Source organism: Arthrobacter sp. ISL-30, from assembly GCF_018613855.1.
Taxonomy (GTDB): Bacteria; Actinomycetota; Actinomycetes; order Actinomycetales; family Micrococcaceae; genus Arthrobacter.
Genome location: NZ_JAGGPK010000022.1, coordinates 158,627 through 181,132, shown reverse-complemented (window position 1 = coordinate 181,132; position 22,506 = coordinate 158,627). Strand labels below are relative to the sequence as shown.

The 22,506-nt window shown below is 64.2% G+C and carries 23 protein-coding genes and 1 pseudogene; 7 read left to right on the top strand and 17 right to left on the bottom strand.

What is annotated here, in order from left to right:
• The first annotated feature begins 220 nt into the window (after window positions 1–220).
• Window positions 221–1,207 (top strand): hypothetical protein, encoded by a 987-nt coding sequence (locus tag J7E82_RS09975; RefSeq protein ID WP_214862435.1) that lies wholly within the window; start codon window positions 221–223, stop codon window positions 1,205–1,207.
• A 74-nt stretch (window positions 1,208–1,281) separates the two neighbouring features.
• On the opposite strand, the gene J7E82_RS09970 is transcribed toward J7E82_RS09975, so the two are convergent.
• The gene (locus J7E82_RS09970; RefSeq protein ID WP_214862434.1) at window positions 1,282–1,521 is read right to left on the bottom strand and encodes a hypothetical protein; all 240 of its coding nucleotides are present in this window, start codon (window positions 1,519–1,521) and stop codon (window positions 1,282–1,284) included.
• Window positions 1,522–1,713: 192 nt separating this feature from the next.
• Here J7E82_RS09970 and J7E82_RS09965 point away from each other — a divergent pair, with 192 nt between their 5' ends.
• Together J7E82_RS09965 and J7E82_RS09960 are read left to right on the top strand one after the other, a co-directional pair.
• Window positions 1,714–2,163 (top strand): nuclear transport factor 2 family protein, encoded by a 450-nt coding sequence (locus J7E82_RS09965; RefSeq protein ID WP_214862456.1) that lies wholly within the window; start codon window positions 1,714–1,716, stop codon window positions 2,161–2,163.
• Window positions 2,164–2,277: 114 nt separating this feature from the next.
• A complete protein-coding gene (locus J7E82_RS09960; RefSeq protein ID WP_214862433.1) occupies window positions 2,278–2,550 on the top strand; it encodes a hypothetical protein in 273 nt (90 codons plus the stop codon).
• 186 nt (window positions 2,551–2,736) lie between these two features.
• On the opposite strand, the pseudogene J7E82_RS09955 reads toward J7E82_RS09960, so the two are convergent.
• From J7E82_RS09955 to J7E82_RS09930, 6 genes and pseudogenes are all read right to left on the bottom strand, one after another.
• Window positions 2,737–3,510, bottom strand: a pseudogene (locus J7E82_RS09955) (HpcH/HpaI aldolase/citrate lyase family protein); the annotation flags it as partial.
• The gene (gene hpaH, locus J7E82_RS09950) at window positions 3,495–4,280 is read right to left on the bottom strand and encodes a 2-oxo-hept-4-ene-1,7-dioate hydratase (protein ID WP_214862431.1); all 786 of its coding nucleotides are present in this window, start codon (window positions 4,278–4,280) and stop codon (window positions 3,495–3,497) included. The gene hpaH and the pseudogene J7E82_RS09955, both read right to left, overlap by 16 nt.
• 4 nt (window positions 4,281–4,284) lie before the next feature.
• Entirely contained in the window at window positions 4,285–5,403 is a 1,119-nt protein-coding gene (hpaD, locus tag J7E82_RS09945; protein ID WP_214862430.1) for a 3,4-dihydroxyphenylacetate 2,3-dioxygenase, read from the bottom strand.
• A gap of 33 nt (window positions 5,404–5,436) precedes the next feature.
• On the bottom strand, window positions 5,437–6,981 hold the full coding sequence (gene hpaE, locus J7E82_RS09940) for a 5-carboxymethyl-2-hydroxymuconate semialdehyde dehydrogenase (protein ID WP_214862429.1): 1,545 nt from the start codon (window positions 6,979–6,981) through the stop codon (window positions 5,437–5,439).
• Window positions 6,982–7,039: 58 nt separating this feature from the next.
• Window positions 7,040–7,726 (bottom strand): GntR family transcriptional regulator, encoded by a 687-nt coding sequence (locus J7E82_RS09935; RefSeq protein WP_214862428.1) that lies wholly within the window; start codon window positions 7,724–7,726, stop codon window positions 7,040–7,042.
• A complete protein-coding gene (locus J7E82_RS09930) occupies window positions 7,719–9,206 on the bottom strand; it encodes a fumarylacetoacetate hydrolase family protein (RefSeq protein WP_214862427.1) in 1,488 nt (495 codons plus the stop codon). The genes J7E82_RS09935 and J7E82_RS09930 overlap by 8 nt, the downstream gene beginning before the upstream one ends.
• Before the next feature lie 209 nt (window positions 9,207–9,415).
• On the opposite strand from J7E82_RS09930, the gene J7E82_RS09925 reads away from it, so the two are divergent.
• Both J7E82_RS09925 and J7E82_RS09920 read left to right on the top strand, forming a co-directional pair.
• Window positions 9,416–10,120: an alpha/beta fold hydrolase gene (locus tag J7E82_RS09925; protein ID WP_214862426.1), complete on the top strand. Its 705-nt coding sequence runs from the start codon at window positions 9,416–9,418 to the stop codon at window positions 10,118–10,120.
• A 308-nt stretch (window positions 10,121–10,428) separates the two neighbouring features.
• Complete coding sequence (locus J7E82_RS09920) at window positions 10,429–11,364, top strand: SGNH/GDSL hydrolase family protein (RefSeq protein ID WP_214862425.1); 936 nt, start codon at window positions 10,429–10,431, stop codon at window positions 11,362–11,364.
• Here J7E82_RS09920 and treS read toward each other — a convergent pair.
• From treS to J7E82_RS09900, 4 genes are all read right to left on the bottom strand, one after another.
• Window positions 11,341–13,683, bottom strand: a complete 2,343-nt coding sequence (gene treS / locus J7E82_RS09915) for a maltose alpha-D-glucosyltransferase (protein ID WP_374223604.1) — start codon at window positions 13,681–13,683, stop codon at window positions 11,341–11,343. The genes J7E82_RS09920 and treS overlap by 24 nt on opposite strands.
• Before the next feature lie 71 nt (window positions 13,684–13,754).
• On the bottom strand, window positions 13,755–14,003 hold the full coding sequence (locus tag J7E82_RS09910) for a DUF6480 family protein (RefSeq protein ID WP_214862424.1): 249 nt from the start codon (window positions 14,001–14,003) through the stop codon (window positions 13,755–13,757).
• A 138-nt stretch (window positions 14,004–14,141) separates the two neighbouring features.
• Complete coding sequence (locus J7E82_RS09905; protein ID WP_308113738.1) at window positions 14,142–14,849, bottom strand: alpha/beta hydrolase; 708 nt, start codon at window positions 14,847–14,849, stop codon at window positions 14,142–14,144.
• A 110-nt stretch (window positions 14,850–14,959) separates the two neighbouring features.
• On the bottom strand, window positions 14,960–15,127 hold the full coding sequence (locus tag J7E82_RS09900) for a hypothetical protein (protein WP_214862423.1): 168 nt from the start codon (window positions 15,125–15,127) through the stop codon (window positions 14,960–14,962).
• 145 nt (window positions 15,128–15,272) lie between these two features.
• On the opposite strand from J7E82_RS09900, the gene J7E82_RS09895 reads away from it, so the two are divergent.
• Window positions 15,273–15,761, top strand: coding sequence for a hypothetical protein (locus J7E82_RS09895; protein WP_214862457.1), 489 nt, complete (start codon window positions 15,273–15,275; stop codon window positions 15,759–15,761).
• 138 nt (window positions 15,762–15,899) lie between these two features.
• On the opposite strand, the gene J7E82_RS09890 is transcribed toward J7E82_RS09895, so the two are convergent.
• Together J7E82_RS09890 and J7E82_RS09885 are read right to left on the bottom strand one after the other, a co-directional pair.
• Window positions 15,900–17,984, bottom strand: a complete 2,085-nt coding sequence (locus J7E82_RS09890; RefSeq protein WP_251041698.1) for a DUF2264 domain-containing protein — start codon at window positions 17,982–17,984, stop codon at window positions 15,900–15,902.
• Window positions 17,981–19,240 carry an ROK family protein gene (locus J7E82_RS09885; RefSeq protein WP_214862422.1) on the bottom strand — a complete coding sequence of 420 codons (1,260 nt, stop codon included), beginning with the start codon at window positions 19,238–19,240 and terminating at the stop codon, window positions 17,981–17,983. The genes J7E82_RS09890 and J7E82_RS09885 overlap by 4 nt, the downstream gene beginning before the upstream one ends.
• A gap of 247 nt (window positions 19,241–19,487) precedes the next feature.
• On the opposite strand from J7E82_RS09885, the gene J7E82_RS09880 reads away from it, so the two are divergent.
• Entirely contained in the window at window positions 19,488–19,724 is a 237-nt protein-coding gene (locus tag J7E82_RS09880; RefSeq protein WP_214862421.1) for a hypothetical protein, read from the top strand.
• 41 nt (window positions 19,725–19,765) lie between these two features.
• Here J7E82_RS09880 and J7E82_RS09875 read toward each other — a convergent pair whose 3' ends face one another.
• From J7E82_RS09875 to J7E82_RS09860, 4 genes are all read right to left on the bottom strand, one after another.
• Window positions 19,766–20,053 (bottom strand): MoaD/ThiS family protein, encoded by a 288-nt coding sequence (locus J7E82_RS09875; RefSeq protein WP_214862452.1) that lies wholly within the window; start codon window positions 20,051–20,053, stop codon window positions 19,766–19,768.
• 55 nt (window positions 20,054–20,108) lie between these two features.
• A complete protein-coding gene (locus J7E82_RS09870; RefSeq protein ID WP_214862420.1) occupies window positions 20,109–21,227 on the bottom strand; it encodes a sialidase family protein in 1,119 nt (372 codons plus the stop codon).
• 71 nt (window positions 21,228–21,298) lie between these two features.
• Window positions 21,299–22,039 (bottom strand): putative protein N(5)-glutamine methyltransferase, encoded by a 741-nt coding sequence (locus J7E82_RS09865; protein WP_308113737.1) that lies wholly within the window; start codon window positions 22,037–22,039, stop codon window positions 21,299–21,301.
• A gap of 116 nt (window positions 22,040–22,155) precedes the next feature.
• Entirely contained in the window at window positions 22,156–22,356 is a 201-nt protein-coding gene (locus tag J7E82_RS09860; protein ID WP_214862419.1) for a hypothetical protein, read from the bottom strand.
• Between the last annotated feature and the right edge of the window lie 150 nt (window positions 22,357–22,506).

Here is a 22,506-nt window from a genome sequence, read left to right as displayed (position 1 = left end):
CAAACACAACCACATCCGCCAACTCGAAGCCCTCGGCTACACCGTCACACTGACCGCGGCGGCATAACCCACCACCAATGCCTCACACCCGGTGCCGCCCACCGATCACTCAACCCTGCCCACACCACACACTGGCCCACCTCATTTTCGGACTAGTTGGGGACGCGGCTGCTGGGTTCGAGGTGACCAACCGGATCGTGGCGGCTCCTATGATGTGCTTATGGACCTGAGCGCGGTTGCCGTCGAACTCTACGAGCTCCTGCCGTCCGAGTTCACGGCCGCCCGCGGCGTCCGTGCCAAGGAGGCCAAGACCCAGGGTGACGCCGAGCTGGCTCGACGCATCGGCCGCCTTCCCAAACCGTCCGCCGCGGCTTGGGCCGTTAATAGGCTTGCCCGGGAGAAGCCGGAGGAGATCGACGCCGTCCTGGAGTTGGGCGCTTCCCTCCGCCGCGCACAGGAAGAGCATGACAGTGCGGCTCTGCGGGAACTCGGCCAGCAACGGTCGCGCGTACTGTCAGCCGCAGTTCGCGAGGTCCGGTCCGTGGCCGAGGGGCACGGCGTGAATGTCAGCGACGCTGCGGCCGACGACATCGAAGGGACCTTCAGGGCTGCCATGGTGGATGCCGGGGCGGCGATGGCCGTCCGCAGCGGACAGCTCGTAAAGACGCTCTCCACCAATGGGCTGGACCCGGTAGATCTATCCCAGGCTGTCGCGGTGCCCGAAGCGTTGCCGGAGGGGGTGGCTGAGCCGGTTTCCGACGTCGAGCGTCAACCCGAGGCTGCCCGCAAACCCGAGGCTGCTCGCAAACCCGCCGAGGGCGCGAAAACCGAAACCGCAGACGCTGCGAAGCGTCCGAGCGCCAAGGAACGCGAGGAGCGGAAGCGGGCCGAGGAGGAGGCGCGGCAGCAGCGAGAACGCGAAGAGGCCTTGGAGGCCATGGAAGAGGCCGAGGGCAACGCCGAGCAGGCACAGGCGGACCTCGCGGAGGCCGAAGGGGAGGCAACCGAGGCCGCAGGGCGCCGAGACAAACTCACTGCGGAGATCGCGCAACTGAAGGAACAGTTGGCCGAACTGCAGGAGGACCTGGCGGCAGCGGAGAAGGTGGCCAGGTTTGTGGAGCGTAGCCGTTCGCTGGCGGAGCGGCTCGCTGTCCAGGAGCGCCGGAATGTCGAACGGGCCCGCCAGCGGCTGGAGCAGTTGCGCTAGCAGGCAGGCCTGAAACGGCGCACTAATCCGCGCGGGCCGTCGTCGACGCCGGCCCGGCCAGCGGAAAGCGGAATTCAGTGGTCCTGTCCTATTCGCGGTTCCATCGTGCGGGCTTTGGCCCTAATGAATTCCTGGTCCTCGGGTGAGAGCGGTGATTCACCGTGCTGGTCGTCGGTGATGCTCCCGCCAGCAACCTCGTTGATGGTGTTGACCACTGTTCGAGGAAGGATCACACAGCCTGGATTCTCTGCCAACCAATGTTGTGTCTCATAGTCCAAGCGGTCCCACCACTCGCTGATTGGCTTCTGGACCATGGCGGCCCTCTCTTGCTAGTTGAAGGAGGAGCGCCCGAAGCTCCTCCTTTTTGAGGATTCGGAAGGTGTTATTGGAGTGACAATGACGGCCTGTCCCCCGGCCGCAAGCCACAGATTACGCACAAAGTGTGACGCATGCAACAGGTCGCGGGGACCCTTGTAGCCGGGGCAGTCGCAGAGTACAACGGAGGGATGACGCACCTGGTAAACGATTGGATGAACCGGTACATCGCGGCCTGGCAATCGAATGATCCCGCGGATATCCGAGCCCTCTTCACGGAAGATGCCCTCTATTCCACGAGGCCCAATGACGAGTCGCCCTGGCGCGGGCAGGAACAAATCGTCCAACGATGGATTGCAGCCGGCGACAGTCCGGAGGACTGGACCTTCGAATGGAAGCTGCTGTGCGTTGACCGGGGTGGAGCGAATCACGACCACGGCGAGGGATTTACCGATACCGCTGGCTATGGCGCCGAGGCAGGTCATGACGTCGGCGGCACGGCCTTCGTGCAGGGAGTCACCACCTACTTCAATGGCAGCCCGACATACGACAATCTCTGGATCATCAAGCTCACAGGTGATGGCCGTGCCTCGGCATTCACCGAGTGGTTCATGGCGCGGGAAGCACCTGGCACTGAGTAGAGTCCGCGGTAGGGTCGGCGCGAATCAGCCAATTCCAGCAGTTTTCGCAGCCGGTTTTCCGACTCCCCGCGGCGGGTTGCTAATAGTGTCGTACCCCCTCCATAAACTGCCAGCATGAACGCAATAGCACTCCATGAAGTCCATTTTGATGCAGCAGTCCATTTTGGTGCAGCAGTAGGTGCCCGCACAGCAACCGGCTCTTCCGCCGGAACCTTCTCAGCCGAGGACCTCTGCTTTGGCTGCGGCAAGCTCCTTGCCGAGGGCGAGGAAAAGAACTGCGTCGGTTGCGCCGACCTCGCACTGCACAACGGCGAATGCCGCCATTGCGGTCGGCTGCTTAACGACGTCGATCTCGCCTATGAGGCCTGCACTGACTGCACTGCCTAGCGCGATAGCCCCGCGTCAGTAGCTCGCTACTGTCGGCTCGGGCGGTTCCGCGGGCGCAGTACGACCGGCCACGGCCCGCTCACCCTCCTCGCCCTCGGCTCGCGCCCTATCGCCCACAGCAGCCTCGGCGGCCGGCTCTTCGATGACCTGCTCGTCGCCGGGCATGACCTCCGGCGGAACCTGCGTGACGAAGGTGGCCGCCAATTTCTCCGACGCCCGCGCCAGCAGGGCAACGTCGGCTCCCACGAGCACAAAGGACGCGCCCGAGTCCAAGTAGTCCCGGACAGTATCCTCGTTGAAGGCATTCACACCGGCCGGCTTACCGGCAGTCAACGCCGCGGCCAGGCAGTGCTCCACCGCCGCGCGCACGGTGGGATGTTCCTGCTGACCCAGCAGGCCCATGGAGGCGGCGAGGTCCGAGGGCCCCAGGAAGATGGCGTCCACGCCGTCGACTGCCAGGATCTCCTCAACAGCCGCCGCGGCGGCTTCGGATTCGATCTGCACCGTGACGCTCACCGTATCCGACGCCCTGGCAAGATAGTCCGGGATCCGATTCCAGCGGGAGGCTCGGGCCAGTGCAGACCCCACTCCTCGGACTCCATACGGCGGGTAGCGGACAGCAGCGACGGCGGCCTCCGCGTCCAGGCGGGAATTCACCATGGGCAGCAGCAAATTCTGCACTCCAAGGTCCAGGTACTGCTTGATGACCACAGTGTCATTGACGGGTGGCCTTACCAGGACCTGAACGGGGTAGCCGTTCACCGCCTGAAGCTGGGCGAGGACAGATTCCAGGCCATTCGGGCTGTGTTCGGCGTCGATTAGCAGCCAGTCAAGGCCGGCACCGGCGCAAATCTCCGCGACAAGCGGGCTGCCGGAACAAACCCACATACCAGCCAGCGGCCGGTCTGTGGAGAGCAGTGCATCCCTGAAAGTTAGGTCGGGTTCTAGTCGAAACGGCATGTCACAACTCCCAGTGGTCCGTAATCGGCGTGCACGGTATCACCTTTGTACACCCAAAGCGGCCTCGTGAAGGAGCCCGCCAGAATGATCTCTCCGGCTTTCATACCGTCGCCGTGCGCGGCGATCTTGTTGGCGAGCCAGTGCACCCCGTTTGCCGGGTGGTCCAGGACGCCGGCAGCCACGCCGGTCTCCTCCACAGTCTGGTTCCTATACAGGATCGCTGCAACCCAGCGGAGGTCGACGGCGTCCGGCTTCACCGGGCGGCCGCCCACCACCATTGCGCCCATCGCCGCGTTGTCGGCGATGGTGTCCACGATGGTCCGGCCCTCCATCTCGATCCGGGAGTCCAGGATCTCAAGGGCCGGAACCACGTAGTCGGTGGCGTTGAGCACGTCGAAGATGCTGCAGCCGGGGCCTTTGAGTCCGTCCTTGAGGACAAAAGCAAGTTCCACCTCTACCCGGGGATGGCTGTATTGCTCCCACGGCACCGAGCAGCCCGTTTCGAGCACCATGTCATCGAAGATCGCGCCGTAGTCCGGTTCGGTAATGCCTGTGGCGGCTTGCATTGCCTTGGACGTGAGCCCGATCTTGCGCCCCACCAGGGTCCGGCCCGCCTCCTCGCTGCGTCGCTGCCAGAGCTTCTGCACGGCGTAGGAATCCTCGACTGTCATCTCCGGGTAGCGGACCGTCAGGCGGGGAACGGGGGTGCGGTTGCGGCCGGCCTCCAGCAGCTCGTCCGCGATGGCCTCGATCGTCTTCGCGTCCATCACGGCATTAGACCTGGGCGCCGAGCTTGAAGCCAACTGCGTCGGTGCTTGCAGCCGCGTCACCGGAGGCGTCGTCCTTGCGGGTGTAGGAGAAGCCGTCCGCTCCGACAGTGACGGCCATTTCGGAGGCGTCGGTGCGTTCGATGACGGGTTGCGGGTTGCCGTCCAGGTCCAGGACGAGGGAGGCCTCGGTGTACCAGGACGGGACGACGGGGTTGCCCCACCAGTCGCGGCGTTGGTTGTCGTGCACGTCCCAAGTGACGGTGGGGTTGTCCGGGTCTCCGGTGTAGTAGTCCTGGGTGTAGATCTCCACGCGATGGCCGTCCGGATCCAGGATGTACAGGTAGAAGGCATTGGACACGCCGTGCCGGCCGGGGCCGCGTTCGATCCGGTCGCTGATTCGCAGGGCGCCCATCTTGTCGCAGATCTGGATGATGTTGTGCTTCTCGTGCGTGGAGAAGGCGATGTGGTGCAGGCGCGGGCCGTTGCCGCCGGTCAGGGCGGTGTCGTGCACGGTCTGCTTGCGGTGCATCCAGGCGGCGTAAGTGACGCCGTCGGAATCCTTGATGTCCTCCGAGACCCGGAAGCCGAGGTCCTCGAGGTACTTCCGGCCGCGAGGGACGTCCGGGGTGACCTGATTGAAGTGGTCCAGGCGGACCAGTTCCCCGGCAGAGTAGAGGTCGTAGCGCTGGGTGAGGCGCTCCACATGCTCCACGTCGTAGAAGAACTCGTAGGGGAAGCCGAGCGGGTCTTCCACGCGGACGGAATCGCCCACGCCCTTGGTGAATCCTTCCTTGCGGCGCTCCGTGCGGCAGCCGAGTTCCTTGTAGTAGGCCTCCGCGGCGTCCACTTCGGCCGGTGACTTCACGCGGTAGGCGAAGGCCGCCGCAGCGGCCACAGGTCCCTTGCGGAGCACGAGGTTGTGGTGGATGAACTCCTCGAAGGAGCGCAGGTAGATGGCGTTCTCGTCTTCCTCGGTGACGTGCAGGCCCAGGAGGTCAACGTAGAACGCCCGGGACTTCGCGAGGTCGGTGACCACGAGTTCGAGGTAGGCGCAGCGGACGATGTCCGGGGCGGGGACGGAGGGCTTGGGGATGGTGTTGTTCTGTGAAACTTGAGCGTTCATGGTGTTCTCTCTTCTTCGAGGTCGCGCGGGAAATTAGCTGTCGCCGGCTGCTGCGGCATCGTCGATGTTGCCGAATTTCGGCGTGTGGACACTGCCGAGGGTGATGTGGACGGCCTGCTGGTCGGTGTAGAAGTCGATAGAGCGGTAGCCGCCTTCGTGACCCAGACCTGAGGCCTTGACGCCGCCGAACGGGGTGCGTAGGTCACGGACGTTGTGGCTGTTCAGCCACACCATGCCGGCCTCGACGTTCTGGGAGAAGTTGTGGGCGCGGGTCAGGTTCTGGGTCCAGATGTAGGCCGCTAGGCCGTACTTGGTGTTGTTCGCCAGGGTGAGGGCTTCATCGTCGTTCTCGAACGGCGTGATGGCGACGACGGGACCGAAGATCTCCTCCTGGAAGATCCGGGCGTCGGGGGCGACGTCGGCAAAGACCGTGGGGGCGATGTAGTTGCCTTCCGGGAGGTGCTCCGGGCGGCCGCCGCCAGCCAGGAGCCGGCCTTCGGACTTGCCGATCTCCACGTAGGAGGTGACCTTTTCGTAGTGCTCGGGGTGGACCAGCGCACCCACCTGGGTCTTGGGGTCATGCGGGTCTCCGACCACGATGTTCTTGGCGCGGGCGGCGTACTCTTCACAGAATTCGTCATAGATCGCCCGTTCGACCAGGATGCGGGAGCCGGCGGTGCAGCGTTCGCCGTTGAGGGAGAACACGCCGAACAGGGCAGAGTCGATCGCAGCGTCCAGGTCGGCGTCGGCGAACACCACGCACGGGGACTTTCCGCCCAGCTCCATGGACAGGCCTTTGAGGTTTGCCGCCGCGTTGCGGAAGATGGTCTGGCCCGTGGTGGTCTCGCCGGTGAAGGAGATCAGCGGCACATCGGGGTGCTTCACCAGCGCGTCACCGGCTTCCTCGCCCAGGCCATTGACAAGGTTGAACACACCATCCGGGAGCCCGGCGTCCTTGAAGATCGTGGCCCACAGCGACGCGGAGAGCGGGGTGAACTCGGCGGGCTTGAGCACCACCGTGTTGCCGGTGGCCAGGGCCGGGGCGAGCTTCCAGGACTCCAGCATGAACGGGGTGTTCCAGGGGGTGATGAGGCCGGCGACGCCGATCGGCTTACGGTTCACGTAGTTGATCTGCGAACCCGGGACCTTCATGGCGTCGTCGAACTGGGCCACGATCAGGTCAGCGAAGAAGCGGAAATTCTCCGCCGCGCGCAGGGCCTGGCCTTTGGACTGGGTAATCGGCAGGCCGGTGTCGAACGTTTCGAGCTCGGCTAGCCGGTCCTCCTGAGCCTCGACGGCGTCCGCGATCCGGTTCAGGATCCGGGCCCGCTCGCGCGGCTTCATCTTCGGCCACGGTCCATTCACGAAGGCATGGCGGGCGGCGGCGACGGCGAGGTCAATGTCCTCCTTCTGCCCAGCTGCAGCGGTGGCGTAGTTGGAGTTGGACACCGGGTCCAGCACATCGAAGGTCTTGCCGCCCACGGAGTCAACGAATGCGCCGTTGATGTAGTGCTGGATGTGGGCGGGGAGGTCCTGCGGGACGTAGTGGGTCTTGGCTGCTTCGGCAGTGAACGTCATTAGTTTTTTCCTTACTTTTACTGCAACGCGGGGTCACTTACGGCCCACTCGAGGCCGCCTAATGGGCGCTAAGTGACGCCGCGTTGGTTTGGGAGAGGTAGGCATCAAGGGTGGCGCTGCGGTGGCGGCGGGCCGCCTTTTCGATTTCGTCGGCATCAGCGCCGTTTTCGATGAGCTTTAGGAGGGCCTCGTGCTCTTCGACTGATTCATGCGCCCTGCCGGGGACAAATCGGAAGGTGGAGGAGCGGAGAGAGGCGAGCCGGTTCCAGCCGCGGTGAACGAGGTCCAGGATGTGCGGATTGGGACAGCGTTCGAAGAGCACGCTGTGGAAATCCAGGTTGAGCCGGGTGAAGCGCACAGGATCGAAATGCTCCAGGCAGTCCCGCATTTCGGCGTTGACGGCCCGGGCCCTGGCGATATCGGCCGGACCGATCAACGGTGCGGACAACGCCGTCGCAGCTCCCTCCACGATGCTCAGTGTCTGCATCGTATAGAGGTACTCCGTGGGATCGATCCCGGACACCGTTGCGCCCACGTTCCGTTCAAATTTGACCAGGCCCTCGGCCTCGAGGCGGCGGATGGCCTCGCGCACAGGGACGACGCTGAAGCCCAAGTCCTCGGCGATCTTCGCCAGCACCAGCCGGTAGCCAGGAGTGTAGGTGCCCTCCACGATGTGGGTCTTGATGGCACTGTAGGCCTGCTCGGATTTGCTGCCTGCCTTAGCCTCAACAGCCATCTCAGTCATTTTCGGCCTCCTTGGCTGCAGCCCATTCCTCATAACGAGTTCGCCATTCCGCGTTCAGCGGGTACAGCCCGTCCACGCTGTATCCCTGCTCCACCATTTCGGCGATGAACACTTCCTCGCGTTCCTGGGCGATCGAGTCGTCGGCAAGTTCCTCGGCGAGCGCCGGCGGAATCACCAGGATGCCGTCCGAATCGGCCACGATGATGTCGCCCGGCTGCACTGTAGCGCCGCCGCAAGCAATGGTGATGTCCGTGTCCCAGGGGATGTGGCGGCGGCCGAGCACTGCGGGGTGGGGGTTGGAGTAGTACGTAGGCAGGTCCAGGGCGGCTACGGCGGAGAAGTCGCGGACACCGCCGTCGGTAATGATCGCTGCCGCCCCACGGACCTGGGCACGCAGGGCGAGGATGTCGCCGATAGTTCCGGTGCCCTTCTCACCACGAGCTTCCATGACCAGGACTTCGCCCTTGTTGACGGAGTCGATGGCCCGCTTCTGGGCGTTGTATCCGCCGCCGTGGGAGTTGAACAAATCTTCGCGATTGGGGACGTACCGCAGGGTGCGGGCCAGCCCGACGACGCGACGGTCCGGGCGGGTGGCCTGCAGGCCGTCGATGCTCACATTGTTGAGCCCGCGCCTGCGCAACTGGGAGGAGAGGGTGGCGGTGCAGACACTCTCGAGTTTGCGCTTAAGTTCATCGGACAGCACGGGGGCTGCGGGTCCCTCAGCAGGGGGCAGGCCGGCCGCTTCACGGGAGCCGTAGGCCTCCTCACGCTGGACGTCATCGGCCTTGGGCAGCGCGCCAAAGTCCGCGAACGGCGTCGAGCCTTGCTCAATCCGGATGACCAGGCGACCGGTGGACAGCTCACCATCGAGGGTTGCTACCTCAACCTCGACGACGTCGCCGGGCTGTGCAACGGAAGCCCCGGCCGGAGTGCCGGTGAGGATGATGTCGCCCTCTTCAAGGGTCAGCAGTTGCGAGAGGTCCGCGACGAGTCGCGCGAACGGGAAGAGCAGTCCCTCGGTGGTGTCTTCCTGGACGAGCTCACCGTTATGCCAGGTGCGGATTCGCAGCCCGGCGGGGTCCACGGCGTCGGCAGGAATAAGCGCTGGACCCACCGGTGTGAAGCCGTCGCCGCCCTTGGAGCGGAGGTTGGAGCCTTTGTCCGCGTACCGCAAGTCGTAGAGGCCGAGGTCATTACTGGCGGTGACCCATTCGACATGGCTCCAGGCATCCTCAAGGCCCACACGACGGGCCGGCTTTCCAATTACCAGCGCGATCTCACCCTCGTAGCCCAACAGTTCGCAGCCCACAGGGCGCTCTACCGCGGAACCGCTCATCGCCAGGGAGGATGCTGGCTTGAGGAAGTACGACGGCAGCTCCGGAGTCCGTCCACGCTGGGCAGCCCGGCTGGGGTAGTTCGTGTGGATCGCTATCACCTTGCGGGTGCGGGCCAGTCGGTCCTGGCTGAGCTGCTCCGTCACAGCGCCTCCTCTTATCTGGTATGTCGACAATCAAGTATGAAATCGTATACGAAAACTATGACCCGAGATGCTCCAAGCGTCAACCCCCCAACACGGGGTCAGATACGGCCCATCCTCAGAAACCAACACGGGCCAGGAGTGACCACGCCGTTGCTTTTCAGAGGAGTAGATGTGTGCCTGGCGGCGTCCCTGCGGCTAGGGTAACGGTCATGGACATCATCCTCGTGCCCGGATTCTGGTTGGACGCCTCCTCGTGGTCGGAGGTCACGCCTCCGCTTATCGAGGCAGGACATCGAGTCCACCCACTGACACTGCCCGGCCTCGGAGCTGTGGACGCCCCGCGGGCCGCGATCGGGCTGCGAGACCACATCGACGCTGTAGTGGCGACGATTGACGCCATCGATGATCCAGTGATCCTCGTAGGCCACTCCGGAGGTGGCGCAATCATCCACGGTGCGGTTGACGCACGTCCGGATCGCGTGGTCCGTGCCGTGTACGTGGACAGCGGTCCCTTGGGCGAGGGCGGCGCCATCAACGACGAACTGCCAAGCGAAGGCGATGACATTCCCCTCCCGGCATGGGACGACTTCGAGGCGGCCGACCTCGTGGACTTGGATGACGAACTCCGCGCCGCCTTCCGCGCGCGTGCCATCCCGGAGCCGCGAGGCGTAGCCCAGGACCGGCAGCATCTCCACGACCAGCGCCGCTACGAAGTCCCTGCCACAGTCATAGCGTGCGAGTTCCCATCTTCCCTGCTCACCGAATGGATCGATTCCGGTCACCCGTTCGTAGAGGAACTGGCGCGCATTCGCGACATAGAGTTCGTGGATCTTCCTACTGGGCACTGGCCCCAGTTCACCAAGCCGGCCGAGCTCGGCAAGGCCATTCTGGCCGCCGTCGACCACAAGTCCTGAGACCTCTAAGCCTGAACACCGAGCCTGAACACCGCGCGTTAGCCCGGCTATTCGATCAGGAATTTCGCGAGCGCGGAGGCCATCACCTGCGGTTCCCAAGTGTGGTTGGGCGCGGGAAGGACCTCTTTCCTGGCATTCGGCAGGTTGGCAACGACTGATCGGCAGCGCTGGGGCATATCGTCGGGGCTCCGACTTCACGAAAAGGCCTTGCAAACGATCTCCCCCGAGTGCTATAACTAATCTGTATCCACTGATACAGATCAGGTGCCAAACGCCTAACCTGTGCGTGCGGAAGGACTGGCTCAACGATGAGCGCCGAATTCGACTTGGCTACCGCCAGCTCGACCGGCAGGGGGAGCCTGGGGCAGCAGGCGCCTTGGGCTGCCCTTTTTGCCGTTTTAAGAAGGCTATGGACATGGCGCCACGCCCCACCCGTCCTGGCTCCGGGAAGCGGACCGCACCCCTGGAGGCGCTTCGTGGCGTTGGGAGATTCCTTCACAGAAGGCGTCGGGGACCCCGAATCGCGAAGCCCAGGAGGCCTTCGCGGATGGGCTGACCGCGTCGCCGAGGAGCTGAGTTCCAAGCAACCCGATTTTGCCTACGCCAACCTCGCCATTCGTGGAAGATTGCTGCAGCAGATTCTTGAGGAGCAGCTCGAACCCGCCCTTCAAATCAAACCCGACCTTGTCACCCTCTCCGCCGGAGGAAATGACCTAGTCTTCCGAAACGGTGATCCGGACCGCCTCGCTGAGAGGCTCGATCCCGCCGTGAGCCGCCTCCGTTCTGCAGGTGCCTCCGTCGTGCTGTTCACCGGTCCCGACTGGGGCGCTACGCCGGTGTTTGGGCTGATGCGGGGCAAAATTGCCATCTTCAATGAAAACCTGCGCGTGATCGCCGACCGCTACGGTTGTCTTGTCGCAGACTTGTGGGCACTGAGCGAGCTCCACGACCCCGCCATGTGGGACGCCGACCGCCTGCACTTTTCTCCGTTGGGGCACCACACCATCGCAGCGATGGTCCTGGAGACGTTGAGCGTGCCCCACACTCTGGAGCCCTATGACCCACGACCGCTCCCGCTCAGGAACTGGCGCGAAGCCAGACGCGATGACCTGGTCTGGGCGCGGGACTATTTTGCACCGTGGGTTATCAGGCGCCTACTGCACCAGTCCGAGGCCTACCAAGCAGCCAAGCGGCCTGCCGCCGGACCAGTTTTTGCGCCTTCACCCCTGTTGCGGAGAAGCTGACTCCTCGACCTCCAGAACCGGTTCGATGATTAGTGCGGCCCCCTCATAGGGCTGAAGCTGTATGAAGAAACTGTGAAGGTCATCCACCGTGCCGAGGCTTTCGTTGGTAAGCAGGTTCCGCACCGCGGCTCCACACTCCAGTTCCTCGGAATTGACGCTGCCGGCGATCTCCTGCCCGGAGAAGTTCAACACCGTGACCTGGACGGTGCCCGAGGCCAGCCGGTTGACCATCACCAGGAGTCCGCGGTTGGAGACTTCCGGGACGTCCAGGAGCATGCTCGTGGCGATCCCCCATTCTTCGCGGACTGCCAGGACTTTTTGAAGCCGGCGGGCGAAGGAGCCTTCGTCTACCAGCTGCTCCGGTAGCGAGCCGTAGAGGCTGCGGGCCCTGGGCATTCCCGACGACGAAGCGTCGGCTGTCGGGTCGCTGCCCGTAATGTCGTGGGCTCCCCGGTTAATCCACCGAGTGTCGCCTTTGGCTGTCAGCTCCTTCACCTGGGCCATTTCCAGTGTGGTCATCCCGCTGAGGTCCCACCCCGAGAGGGCGAAGACTCCGGGCTGCAGGGCGTTGTACATGGCCAGGAGCAGATGGACGTCCCGGACCTGCGCGATCTGCTCGGCTGTTATCACGGCCGTATCCTTGATGCCGAGGGCCGCCGTGATGAAGCTGACGGTGGTGCAGGCGATACCGTTGGTGGTAAAGACGGCGTTGTAGGGACCGTTCTCCCCCGTGATTTGCTCCCGCAGGGTCTGCTGGACGTGCTCGGCCAGTTCGGCGCCGGTGAGCTCCTCCCCGTTCAGTTCGAAGATGTCGTCCCTGTGTCGGGTGGCGAAGTGCACCAGTTCGTATGTCAGTTCGTCGTGGTTCTGCAGGGCGTGCACCAGAGAGGCCTGGTCCACACCGATCTCCATTGCCTCGCGCAAGGTGAGCCTCAGGAATTCAGTATCCGCCGTGACAAGTGCGTGATGGTACGCCGGTCGGGTCACGAAATCATAGGACAGGTCCGGACCGGTCTCGGAAGTTGCCTTGATGTCATCCATGCTGAGGTTCAACTCCTGGAAGGAGAACCCACCGACTTTCCGCACCATGCTGCCGATCAGCTGGTTGGCCGCCTCGGAGAGCGGGTGGCCTTCAGACCAGCCTGGCTGCTCTTCCGCACTCTTTTCGACGCCGAGGAAGCCATTCGCGTCAAGGCGCAGGGCCCCGGTACCAAGGTCAAGGAGCGAATGCAGCGCGTCCCCCGTCACCAGGCGCATTCCCGCATATGTTGGATCGAGCCAGTTGATGGAAGGCTGCCCCGCTTTGAAATAGTGCAGGTAGACCCAGCGGCGTGCCTCGCCATTGATGTCGATGACGGGGCGTGTGGCGCTCCAGTTGGTCTCCTTGACCCCTGGCTCATAGAAGATCACGCGCTGCAGCCGGCCGATAATGTAGCCCGCCTTCTGCAGCGCAAGCTCGGTGTCGGCGTCGATATTGACAGAATCCTCGCCGTTCGGGACGTCGGGCAGCAGGTGCCAGTCCGACTCCGGGATATCGATCATGTGGTAGATACCCGGGTAGTCCTTGTAGTTCATTTCCGCGAGCCGGAAGTCCGGCCCCTTCCCGGTGTGGCCGGGGACGATGTCATCGATAATGGTGCCGCCGTATTCGGCGGCCACCTCGCACATGTTGCGGAATTCATCCTCGGTGCCAAACAGGGGATCAATGGCCATCCCAATGCGGTCGAAATGTCCATCCACGCTGGGCGTCTGCGTCCAGCCATTCAGGCCTCCGGCCCGCTTGACCGGACCCGTGTGGATAGCTTTCACACCGATTTCCCGGAAGGACTTCCACAATTGGGGATCGCCCAAGGCGGACAGGAACGACTGTCCCGGCTTGGTGATGAAGGACAGCGGGTAGGCGGTGAACCAGACGGAGGCGCGTTCGACGGCGGCCCTCGCGTTGGGATGGGCGTAGGAGTTTTGCCACATGCTTGCCTGACCGGAAAGCTGGCGTGCAAGGACGTCGGCGTCGCCCAGCATGGACTGGTTGCGCAGCCATTCAACGTAGGCTTTGTTGCGCCCGTCGAGCTCGAAGGACGGGGCATGCGCCACATATTGGCGACGGCGGGCTACCGGCCTGAGGGACTTGGGGCGCGCGGGATAGAACTGTTCGTCATACGTTATCTCGGCTACTTGGGGTGCCGCCGAGGCCTCTGCGGCTTCGTCGGCCGAATTGGCCTCGGTAAAGTCCGCGGGCGCGGTATCCGCCTGCTGGCCGCCCCGAAGTTCCACCTGGCCGTCGCTCGTGTTCTTTCCCGTTACTGCCGAATCGTGCACGGATTTCTCCTTCGCTCAATGGTCCCTTCCACTCTGTCACTTCAGAAGCGACGTGTGGAGGACGTGCAGTTCTACTCCTCGTGTCCCTGATCCGCGCTCATCGAGTCCTCTGCGGGAGGCGTCTCCCCTGGAGGCACTCCACCTCCAGGCTCGAGCCCGGTGATATTCCCCTTGAGGGGATCCGGGTTGGCCGAGGCGGCGGGGTCATGCTCCCGGTCCCCGGTTTCCTCTTCAGTGGATTCGTCTTTGGCATCATCGGATTCCTCGACGCCGGCTGCACCGAACGTCTGCGGGTCGTCCTCGGGATCGTATCCGGTCATGGTTATCCCTCTTTCCCTAGGTCCCCGGGACTCTACAGTGACTGCCTTCCGGGGGCGGTAGTTTGCCAGCCTAGTCCGACAGACCGGCCTTAACAAGGCCATAGCGGCTACTCCGTGTCCCCTCGCTTGGATCGCGGCTCACCTCGTTGGATCGCGCGGCCGAGCGGTGGCGGCGACGAAGCTCCGGATAGCCCTGGCCACTGCCCTGGGGCGCAGATGTTGAGCCACATGCCCGCATTGGGGAATCTCGGCGAGCCGTCCCTCTGCGGCAGTACGGCTCAGTTGCAGCGCCCACTCCCGTCCGGCTACCGGGTCCCGGCTGCCGCGCAGGACCAGCACAGGCACCTTGGCATCCGCCAGCCGTTGTTCCGTCTTGTACTCCATCATGACCGGCAGCTCAGTGAGGTACCAGCGGATGCCGCAGCGAAGGTAATCGGTGAAGACCACCCAGTTGGACGACGGGCTCTCAAAGAACAGGGCGTCGCGAAACAGCGCAATTGACTGCCTCACCACCGTCCTCTGCCGGGAATCTACCACCGGTCCCATCAGCACCACTTGCCGGACAGGGTCGGGCCGCTGGAGCGCCGCCTCAATTGCAAACTGCACCCCCATGGAATGGCCCACCAGGACATACGATTCGACACCCCGGGACACCAGCACGGAGTTGATGAAGGATGCGTAGTCCTCGACCGAAAGTTGCCGCCCCGGCTTTGGGGTGCCGCCAAATCCGGGAAGGTCAATGGAATAGGTCCGGCTGGATTCAGCCAGCACCTGGTGCAACCTGGCGAGGTAGCGGTGGGAAACCCCAATACCGTGCAGAAGGACGTAGACAGGCTCCGGTGCCAGGCGTGAACTGCCTGGGTTCAGCGGGGTCTCACCGGGGCCGTCAATCGGACCGGAGGCCCGGAGTTTCCCCCGCAGGCCCTCGAACTCGACGTCCTCGGAATGAAGTGCGATCAGCTTTCCTCCACTTCGGGCTCCTCTGCGCTCCAGTCCCTGGCGGGCGCCAGCCCCTCGAGATCTTCGACGTCGGGTTCGATCTCGCTGTCAATGTCGCCCGCGAGGGACTCCCCGGCCGCGTCGTCGTCCCGAGGCTCGCCGTTGCCCGCTGGAGTCTCAGTCATGTGCCCAAGGTAATCCTCCGGTCAGGGTGTGTCGAGCGAAGCACTCGGTAAGGCTGGACTATTACTAAGCATGCTGATAAGTCTGGAATATCAGGTGCGGCCGGAGACGCCGGTCGCTTGGGCACGACCAGTGAGGAGCACTCCCATGGACGATCCTGCAGACAGGGGAAACGGCATCAAGAGGGCAGTCGAAAATGCCATGGAGGACCTCGCCGGCCTGTCCGAACCGGCTGACGACGCCCACGTTCCCGATCCTGGAAATCCCGACGACGACGTTCAGGTGCACTCCTCCATCAGTGAGGGTTCCAATGCCATGGACTCGGACGAGGCTAGGCTGGCCGGTGACGGCGGCCTTGGCAGCGCCGGCGCTACCGGCACCGACAGCGGAACTGACACTGGTACAGACAGCGAGCCGCGCACCGATCCGGACGAAAATCCCGCCGGCCACCCCACGGAGAGTCCGAGCGTCAATCCGCCACAGAATCCCGTTGCGGAGCCCGGCGATTTTCCACTGGACAACCCGCAGTCCGTACCCGGCCCTGGTGGCCTCCCGGAGACAGACGATCCCCGCTCTTTAGCGGGCGACCCGGGCGAAAGCCATGAGGATCCGTCAACCAACATGGGGCGCGGCTAGTCGCGGCGCTGGTGCACCAAGCGCATGTCTTTCTTGTTGAGGGAGGGCGTTCGCGATGCAAGGTAAACCTGCGGAACCTCCATTCGGGCCAGCTCCCAGCAGTCTCTCCATGCACGCCGCGCGGCCCGAAACGCTCCCCTACAGTCCCAGCCCTGGAAACTCCTCGCGCAGTCGCTTGAGCGTCACCGACCGCGACCGCCCGGACTCAAGAGTTTCCCCGCCATCCGGGCCGCCGAACACCAGGCGAGGCTCGCCGTCGTCGTCAATCCAGCGGACCGCGGCCCCGGCAGCCTCGGCCGCTGGCCCGCCGAAACTGACCACCGCCGCATAGACGCCGTCCTCAGCCGACGCAAGCGTGCCCACCCACGGAATCCGATGGCCTGGCCGGCTAGGGTGGTTGGTCATGGGGCCAGGTTGCTCGTCCAGGTGCTCGCCGCTGTCCTCAAGGGGATGGCCCCACCCGGCAAGGGGCTGGACGGAACTGTGCAAGCTTTCGACATCGCCCGCCTCGCCCTCCGCGGAATCCAGCGCCATGGAGCCCAGCGCCACGGGCCAGCCACCGATCCGCAGCCGCGCCGGCTGGCAACCGGCTGTTCCGGAAAGGATGACGATGCGGATTTCGACGGCAGCGCAGCTGACGGAGGCGACGCCGATGCGCGGACCCGGGGCGATGGTTCCGGACGTGCCGCTGCCATGATCCGGTCCCCGTTCGGGGTCCGGCATGATCCACTTCGCCTGCCCAACGGACGCGCCGAGCAGTATATCCCCGACGGCGGCCTGTCCAAGGAATTCGAAACCGGTCCGGTGCGTCAGCGAACCCTGTGCGTCCATCAGCACACAGGCGTTGTCCAGCGACTCCGGTTCAAGGTCCGGGAAGCTGTGCGTGGAGTAGCCGAGGCGGGCGTAAAGCGGAGAATCCGTAGTCGAATCGCCCGCCCTGGCATGATCGGTGCCATGGTTGTGGATCCTAACCACGCCGTCCGCCACGGTTCCGTTCACCTGCCAGCCCGGCGGCCCGATGAGCCTTTGGGTATCGCCCTTTTCCACCGGCAGCGGCTGTTCGACGTCGGTCCACACCGGATGGTCGGCCGGAAGCGCGAGCCCCATCATTCCCTTCGACGCCCAATAGGGGGAACCTGCTCCTGAATAGGACTGCTTCATGCCCGGAAACTCGCCGTGCCAGCCAATGGAGAGGAGCCCGTTGGAGTCAACGGCGCCGTGTCGGTCGAAGTAGCGCAGCATTCCCGAGGCTGCACGGCGGCTGAGGCCGGGAGAAAGCCTCGTGTTTCCGGCGAGTTCGCCGGCCCAGAAGGGGGCTGCAGCCGCGAAACGGTAGATGAGGCTGCGGCCCTGGATCAGCGGGGAGCCGTTCGCGCCCACGAGGCAAGCGGCGTCATCGAGGTAGGCGGCGAGCCGTTCCGCGTCCATGGACTTGCGGGCCTGGACCCGCGGACCGCTGGGCGCCATGATGGCCCACAGTTGCGGATACACATGGAACGCCCACCCAATATAGTGATCGTAGGAGCGCTCGGGACCGTCCGCGAACCAGCCTCCGCCCTTATAGAGGGACTCGTGGATTGCGAGGCCTGCGTCGATGTCCTCATCAGAGTAGCGGCCGCCCACAGAGGCCAGGAAGGATTCCACAACGATCTGGAACCACACCCAGTTGATTGGCGGATAGTCCCCGCCGATCACCGTTTCAAACCAGGCAACCAGCTGTTCCTGGACCCGCTGCGGCAGCTTGTCCCACAGGTGTTCCCGAGTCAGGGCAAGGCCCACGGCCAGGGAGGCGGCCTCAACCTTGGCCTGTCCCAGCTCGTCAGGGCGCGGCCAGCGCGCGGGCGAATGCGGGTCGCTGCCGGCGTCGAGGCCTTTGGCATACCAGTCGGTGAGCCAGCCTGTGCCCTGCGGGTCGCCCATGATCCGGAATGACGCCAGCAGGAATGACCTTGCGAAGGCCTCGAGGGAATCGCTGGCCTTTCCATAGGCGCTGACGGCACCCGGAAGGTAGATATTGCCGTGGTCCTCCGTCGCGTACTTGTGGACGGAGCGGAGAAGATAGTCCGCATACGCAGCCCAGTGCTCCCGGGTCAGTCCTGTGTACGGGGAGAGTTGATAATCCGGCTCGGGAAGCTGGATGCCCGGAACCTTCAGGACGGGCTGGCCGACTGGCCGTCCCAGTGGCTGTCCCATGAGGCGCGAGCCTGCGGAAGGGCGGCTCATGCGCCGGCCGCCAGGGATGAGGTGTTTCCGAAAGACGCGCGGGTTGAGGCTCCCCTGCTCGGCAGCCCCACCTGCTCCAGGAAACCTTCGAGCGCGAAGGTGGCCATCCCGAGCGTCACCGAGTTGCCCACGACGGAGGACAGGCTCACCCGCACCGCCGCGCGGGCACTCGGCAGCATTTCATTGGGCAGGTACTTATCTGTGACTTCGAGCAGTTCCGCTCCAAGGAGCCGGGCTGTCCAGCCGAGGATGCTGACGTGGTCCGGATTGATGAAGTTGACCAGGTTTCCCAGCGCCGCGGCGAAGTAGCGCGCGGTCACCTCGATCAGTTCCTTACAGTCAGGATCGTCATCGGCAAGGCCTTTCGCGACGTCGGCCACAAACTCACGCTGCCGGTCACCAGTCAGGAGATCGTGGGCCGCATTGATCTCGGCCATGGTGGCCTGCAGCCCTGGAACCCCCAAGTAGGCCTCGACGCAGCCTCGCCGGCCGCAGCGACAAAGCCGTCCGTTATAGACCAGCGTGGTGTGGCCCCATTCCCCCGCCGTGTTGCTGGAACCGCGGACCAGGTCGCCGTCGATTGCCAGGCCGGTGCCGACTCCCGTACCTAGATTTACCGTTGCCACGTTATTGACCAGGCGGCCTGCCCCAAACCACAGTTCCGCGATGGCGATGGCCCGCAGCGGGTTGTCGACATCCACGGGCAGGCCGAGGGCTTCGGACAGCAGCGACTGGATGTGGACCTCGTGCCAGTCCCAGTTCGGGGCGAAGACGGAGACCCCGCGCTGGGGGTCCACCTGGCCCGGGAGGCTGATCCCGACGCGCAGGAGCCGGTCCCTCGAAATGCCGGCGTCGGCCACTGCCTGGTCAAGGACCCCCGCGACATGCCGTACCAGGGCGGACGGCTCGTTTTCGTCGATGGCCGGTTCGCTTTCGGCCTGGCCGATCACTCCCAGGGCAAGGTCGTAGATGTCGACGTGGACGTAGGTTTCGGCGATATCGATGCCCACCAGCGCGCCGCGCTCCGGTGAAATCTTCAGCCGCGTCACGGGGCGGCCGCCGCCCGAGTCCTCGCGTCCTGCCTCCACCAGGACGCCGACGTCGATCAGCTCCCCCACGATGTTCGAAATCGTTGCGAAGCTCAATCCGGTAGCAGCTGTCAGTTCCTGGCGGGTGGCGGTGCGCAGCGAGTACAAACCGCGCAAGAGGGCAAAGCGGCTCTGGTTGCGTATGTCCTTGGACGTTCTCTTCGTCATCGTTCTGCTTCTAGGTCTGGGAGGTGGGTAAGACGGCGTCGGTCTTATTCTAACCCCTGTCAATAGTCGCCCGGTGATGTGGATTTCAGGCGCGACAGGGTTCGGGACATAGGTTTTGAGGAGTCGGAAACACGTGCTCCGGAAAGCTAACCCAGGCCTTACCCATGGGAAATAAGCCCGCAACAATGGGCCGACACACTAGGAACGTCGGCAGTCGCCGGCGCCAGATACGGACTCGGAGGTCATGATGCTAAAGGAAGTAAAGCCTCGAACCACACGAATACGTGCCATCGACCAGCTCCACCGGGGCGACCAGATCGAAGCCCGCCTTTCCGTTGGACCAGCCTACGATGACGTTGTCATCCGCCGTGGCAGGGTACAGGAAACGGCGCCGGGCATCGGCGTCGTCTGGATCATGGACCAGCTCAGCGGCATGCGCAAGGCAGTGAATACCGACGAATGCAGCGTTTGGCGCGTCGCCTGAAAACCGGCTTGACCCCAAACGCCCGTATAGAGAACGCCCGCTTAGCCGCCCGCCACCGACTGGATTATCAGGACCTCCTGGCCGGCAGCAACTTTAGTATCCAAACCATCGAGACGCCGGACCTCGTCGCGGCTCACGTAAATATTCACGTAGCGGCGGAGTGCGCCGGTTTCATCTCGCAAGCGACGGGCCAGGACCGGGTAATTCCCGGTAATGGCATCCAGCAACTGAGCAACGGTCATAGCCCCGTCGGCGGACGCAGTCAGGTAGGACTGTCCGCCGACGAGAGGCTGCAGGACGCTCGGCAGCATTACCGTTATGTCAGCCACAACGGGTCCTAAGCGGATACCGGCGAGCTGACGCTGCCACCGGAGGGCCACGCCGTCACCGTTGATCACCGTCACCGTTGATCACCGCAGCGCGGACGCAGAGAACATCCGGCAGGTGCGAAACAACTTCGGTAAAGGATTCGCCTTCGTCAGCACTGGCATAGACGAAACCACCGCGCGTTCCGAAGTACAAGCCCACAGGCTCTGCAGTATCCACCCCGGCGGCATCGCGGAGCACCGTGTTGTATTCGTGCTGTGGAAGCCCGGCATCCAGGCACCTCCAGGACCCTCCGGCGTCGTCCGTACGATGGACCGCAAGCTTGCCTTCCGGCGGGATCCGATTGCTTTCCGCCTTCATGGGAATCACCCACGCGGTCCCGCTTCGCCGAGGGTGCGCAAGGACCGTGAAACCGAAGTCCGCCGGCAGGCCCTCGGCGATAGATTCCCAGTTTCCGCCATCGTTATCAGTACGGTAGACGCCACCGTGGTTCTGGGCATAGAGCCTGCCTTCGACGCCGGCATCCGCGGCAATCTTGTGCACGCACTGGCCGAACTCGGGGTACTGGTCCGGAAGGAAGTCGGCCTGGATTCCCCTGTTACGGGGCTCCCACGATCCCCCGGCGTCCGTGGAGCGGTAAACGCCCCCGGTGCTCATGGCCACAAGGACGCGGTCCTTCTCCGGGTCCACCACAAGCGAATGCGCCGCGGGACCACCGAAGCCGGCCCCCCACTCGGTCCTGTGGGGGTGGTCCCAGAGTCCACGGTTCAGCTCGAAGTGCTCGCCGCCGTCCGTGGACTTCCAAACGGAAATAGGTTCGCAGCCTGCCCAGACAACACCCGGCCGTGACTCGGCATCCGGGTAGATCTGCCAGACGCGTTCCAGGGCGGCCTCAGTATCCTCGGGGAACTTGATTGCGCCCTGTTCGGGCTCGGTCCAGCTGGCGCCGAGGTCGTCCGAGTGCGCCACTGTGGGTCCCCAGTGTTCGGAGCGCACACCCACAAGGATCCTTGTCCGGCCGTTCCGGGTGTCGATACCGATGCTGGGAATCTCGCTCAGGAGGAAATGCGGGCCGGAGAGGGACCATTCCTTGCGGTCCCGGCTGGTTGCCAGCCACATCCCTTTTTTGGTCCCGATCGCCAAGATATAACTCTCTGCGGTAGCCATGCACCCCATCGAACCATCCGGGGCTGACAGCCGCAATGGTCAGTTTGCATCTGCCAACCGCACTGGCTTTGCAGGGCCGGTCATTGCGTGCCGATCACCACCGTGGCGTCCAGGTCCTCGCTGGATTCCACGGAGGCCGCAAAGCCGCAGAGTTCGAGGATCTCAGCGCTGGCCTCCGCTTGGTCTTCACTGGTTTCAACCAGCAGGCTCCCGCCTGGCATTAGCCAATAGGGGGCTTCGCTCGCAAGGCGTCGCTGGATGTCCAGGCCGTCGGCGCCGCCGTCGAGCGTCACATGGGGCTCGTAGAGCCGCGCTTCGGGCGGCATCAGGCCGATCGAGTCGGTTGGAACGTACGGTGCGTTGGCCACCAGCAGGTTCACGTTCCCTCGCAGTTCCGGCGGCAGGGCTGCAAAGAGGTCGCCCTGGTGAACGTTGCCGCCCAGCGGCTCGACGTTGCGGCGGGCGCAGCTCACTGCCGCCGGTTCGACGTCGGCCGCGTGCAGCTCCAGGGGTCCGCAGGCGTTGACGAGGGCGGTCCCGACGGCGCCGGAACCACAGCACATGTCCACGACGACGGCACCGGGAAAGGCACGGGCAGCCGCCAGCCGGACCAGGAATTCGGTACGCCGGCGGGGTACGAACACCCCCGGGGAAACCGAGATGCGCTGCCCGCAAAATGCAGCCCAGCCCACCACCTGCTCAAGCGGAAGCCCGGAAAGGCGCAGTGCCACCATCGAGCCGAGCTGGGATGCGTCGGCAGCCGCGGACAGGAGAAGCTGGGCCTCGTCCTCGGCATACACGCAACCTGCGGCACGGAGTATGGGAACGAGGGCCTCGGCACGCAGGCCAATATCATCCTGTCCAGAAGGGGACAGGCCAGAGCGGCTCAGGCCAGGACCGGCCAGGTCAGGACCATACAGGGAAGGATCCAGTGCAGTCAGTCGACAAACTCCGACTGCGTCTCGATGAAGTCCCAGTCCTGTGGCGTCAGGCCGCCGTCGGGACTGTCCGTATGGGGTCCGCCCGCCTCCGCGATGCCCTGCAGGACGCTCAAGGGCAGCTCCTCTGCACGCAGGTTCTCGCGCAGCCATTCCTTGCTCTCAAGATCCAGATCCAGCCACCACATGTAGATTTCCACAGCGGATCACCCCTTTCGTTGCCTTAACGCTAGGCCCCGGCCGGAGGCGGAACAAGACCTGTGCCCCGCGTGCCGCCGTCAGGATAACGTCTTCCTGAAAAAGATCAGATCCTCAGGAAATCGTTTGCCTGTAAGCGTCATCACAGCTAA

Coding starts and splice junctions, on each gene's coding strand:
- J7E82_RS09975 (WP_214862435.1), top strand. CDS start 221: ATGGACCTGAGCGCGGTTGCCGTCGAACTCTACGAGCTCCTGCCGTCC.
- J7E82_RS09970 (WP_214862434.1), bottom strand. CDS start 1,521: ATGGTCCAGAAGCCAATCAGCGAGTGGTGGGACCGCTTGGACTATGAG.
- J7E82_RS09965 (WP_214862456.1), top strand. CDS start 1,714: ATGACGCACCTGGTAAACGATTGGATGAACCGGTACATCGCGGCCTGG.
- J7E82_RS09960 (WP_214862433.1), top strand. CDS start 2,278: ATGAACGCAATAGCACTCCATGAAGTCCATTTTGATGCAGCAGTCCAT.
- hpaD (WP_214862430.1), bottom strand. CDS start 5,403: ATGAACGCTCAAGTTTCACAGAACAACACCATCCCCAAGCCCTCCGTC.
- hpaE (WP_214862429.1), bottom strand. CDS start 6,981: ATGACGTTCACTGCCGAAGCAGCCAAGACCCACTACGTCCCGCAGGAC.
- J7E82_RS09935 (WP_214862428.1), bottom strand. CDS start 7,726: ATGACTGAGATGGCTGTTGAGGCTAAGGCAGGCAGCAAATCCGAGCAG.
- J7E82_RS09925 (WP_214862426.1), top strand. CDS start 9,416: ATGGACATCATCCTCGTGCCCGGATTCTGGTTGGACGCCTCCTCGTGG.
- J7E82_RS09920 (WP_214862425.1), top strand. CDS start 10,429: ATGAGCGCCGAATTCGACTTGGCTACCGCCAGCTCGACCGGCAGGGGG.
- J7E82_RS09910 (WP_214862424.1), bottom strand. CDS start 14,003: ATGACCGGATACGATCCCGAGGACGACCCGCAGACGTTCGGTGCAGCC.
- J7E82_RS09900 (WP_214862423.1), bottom strand. CDS start 15,127: ATGACTGAGACTCCAGCGGGCAACGGCGAGCCTCGGGACGACGACGCG.
- J7E82_RS09895 (WP_214862457.1), top strand. CDS start 15,273: ATGGACGATCCTGCAGACAGGGGAAACGGCATCAAGAGGGCAGTCGAA.
- J7E82_RS09890 (WP_251041698.1), bottom strand. CDS start 17,984: ATGAGCCGCCCTTCCGCAGGCTCGCGCCTCATGGGACAGCCACTGGGA.
- J7E82_RS09885 (WP_214862422.1), bottom strand. CDS start 19,240: ATGACGAAGAGAACGTCCAAGGACATACGCAACCAGAGCCGCTTTGCC.
- J7E82_RS09880 (WP_214862421.1), top strand. CDS start 19,488: ATGCTAAAGGAAGTAAAGCCTCGAACCACACGAATACGTGCCATCGAC.
- J7E82_RS09870 (WP_214862420.1), bottom strand. CDS start 21,227: ATGGGGTGCATGGCTACCGCAGAGAGTTATATCTTGGCGATCGGGACC.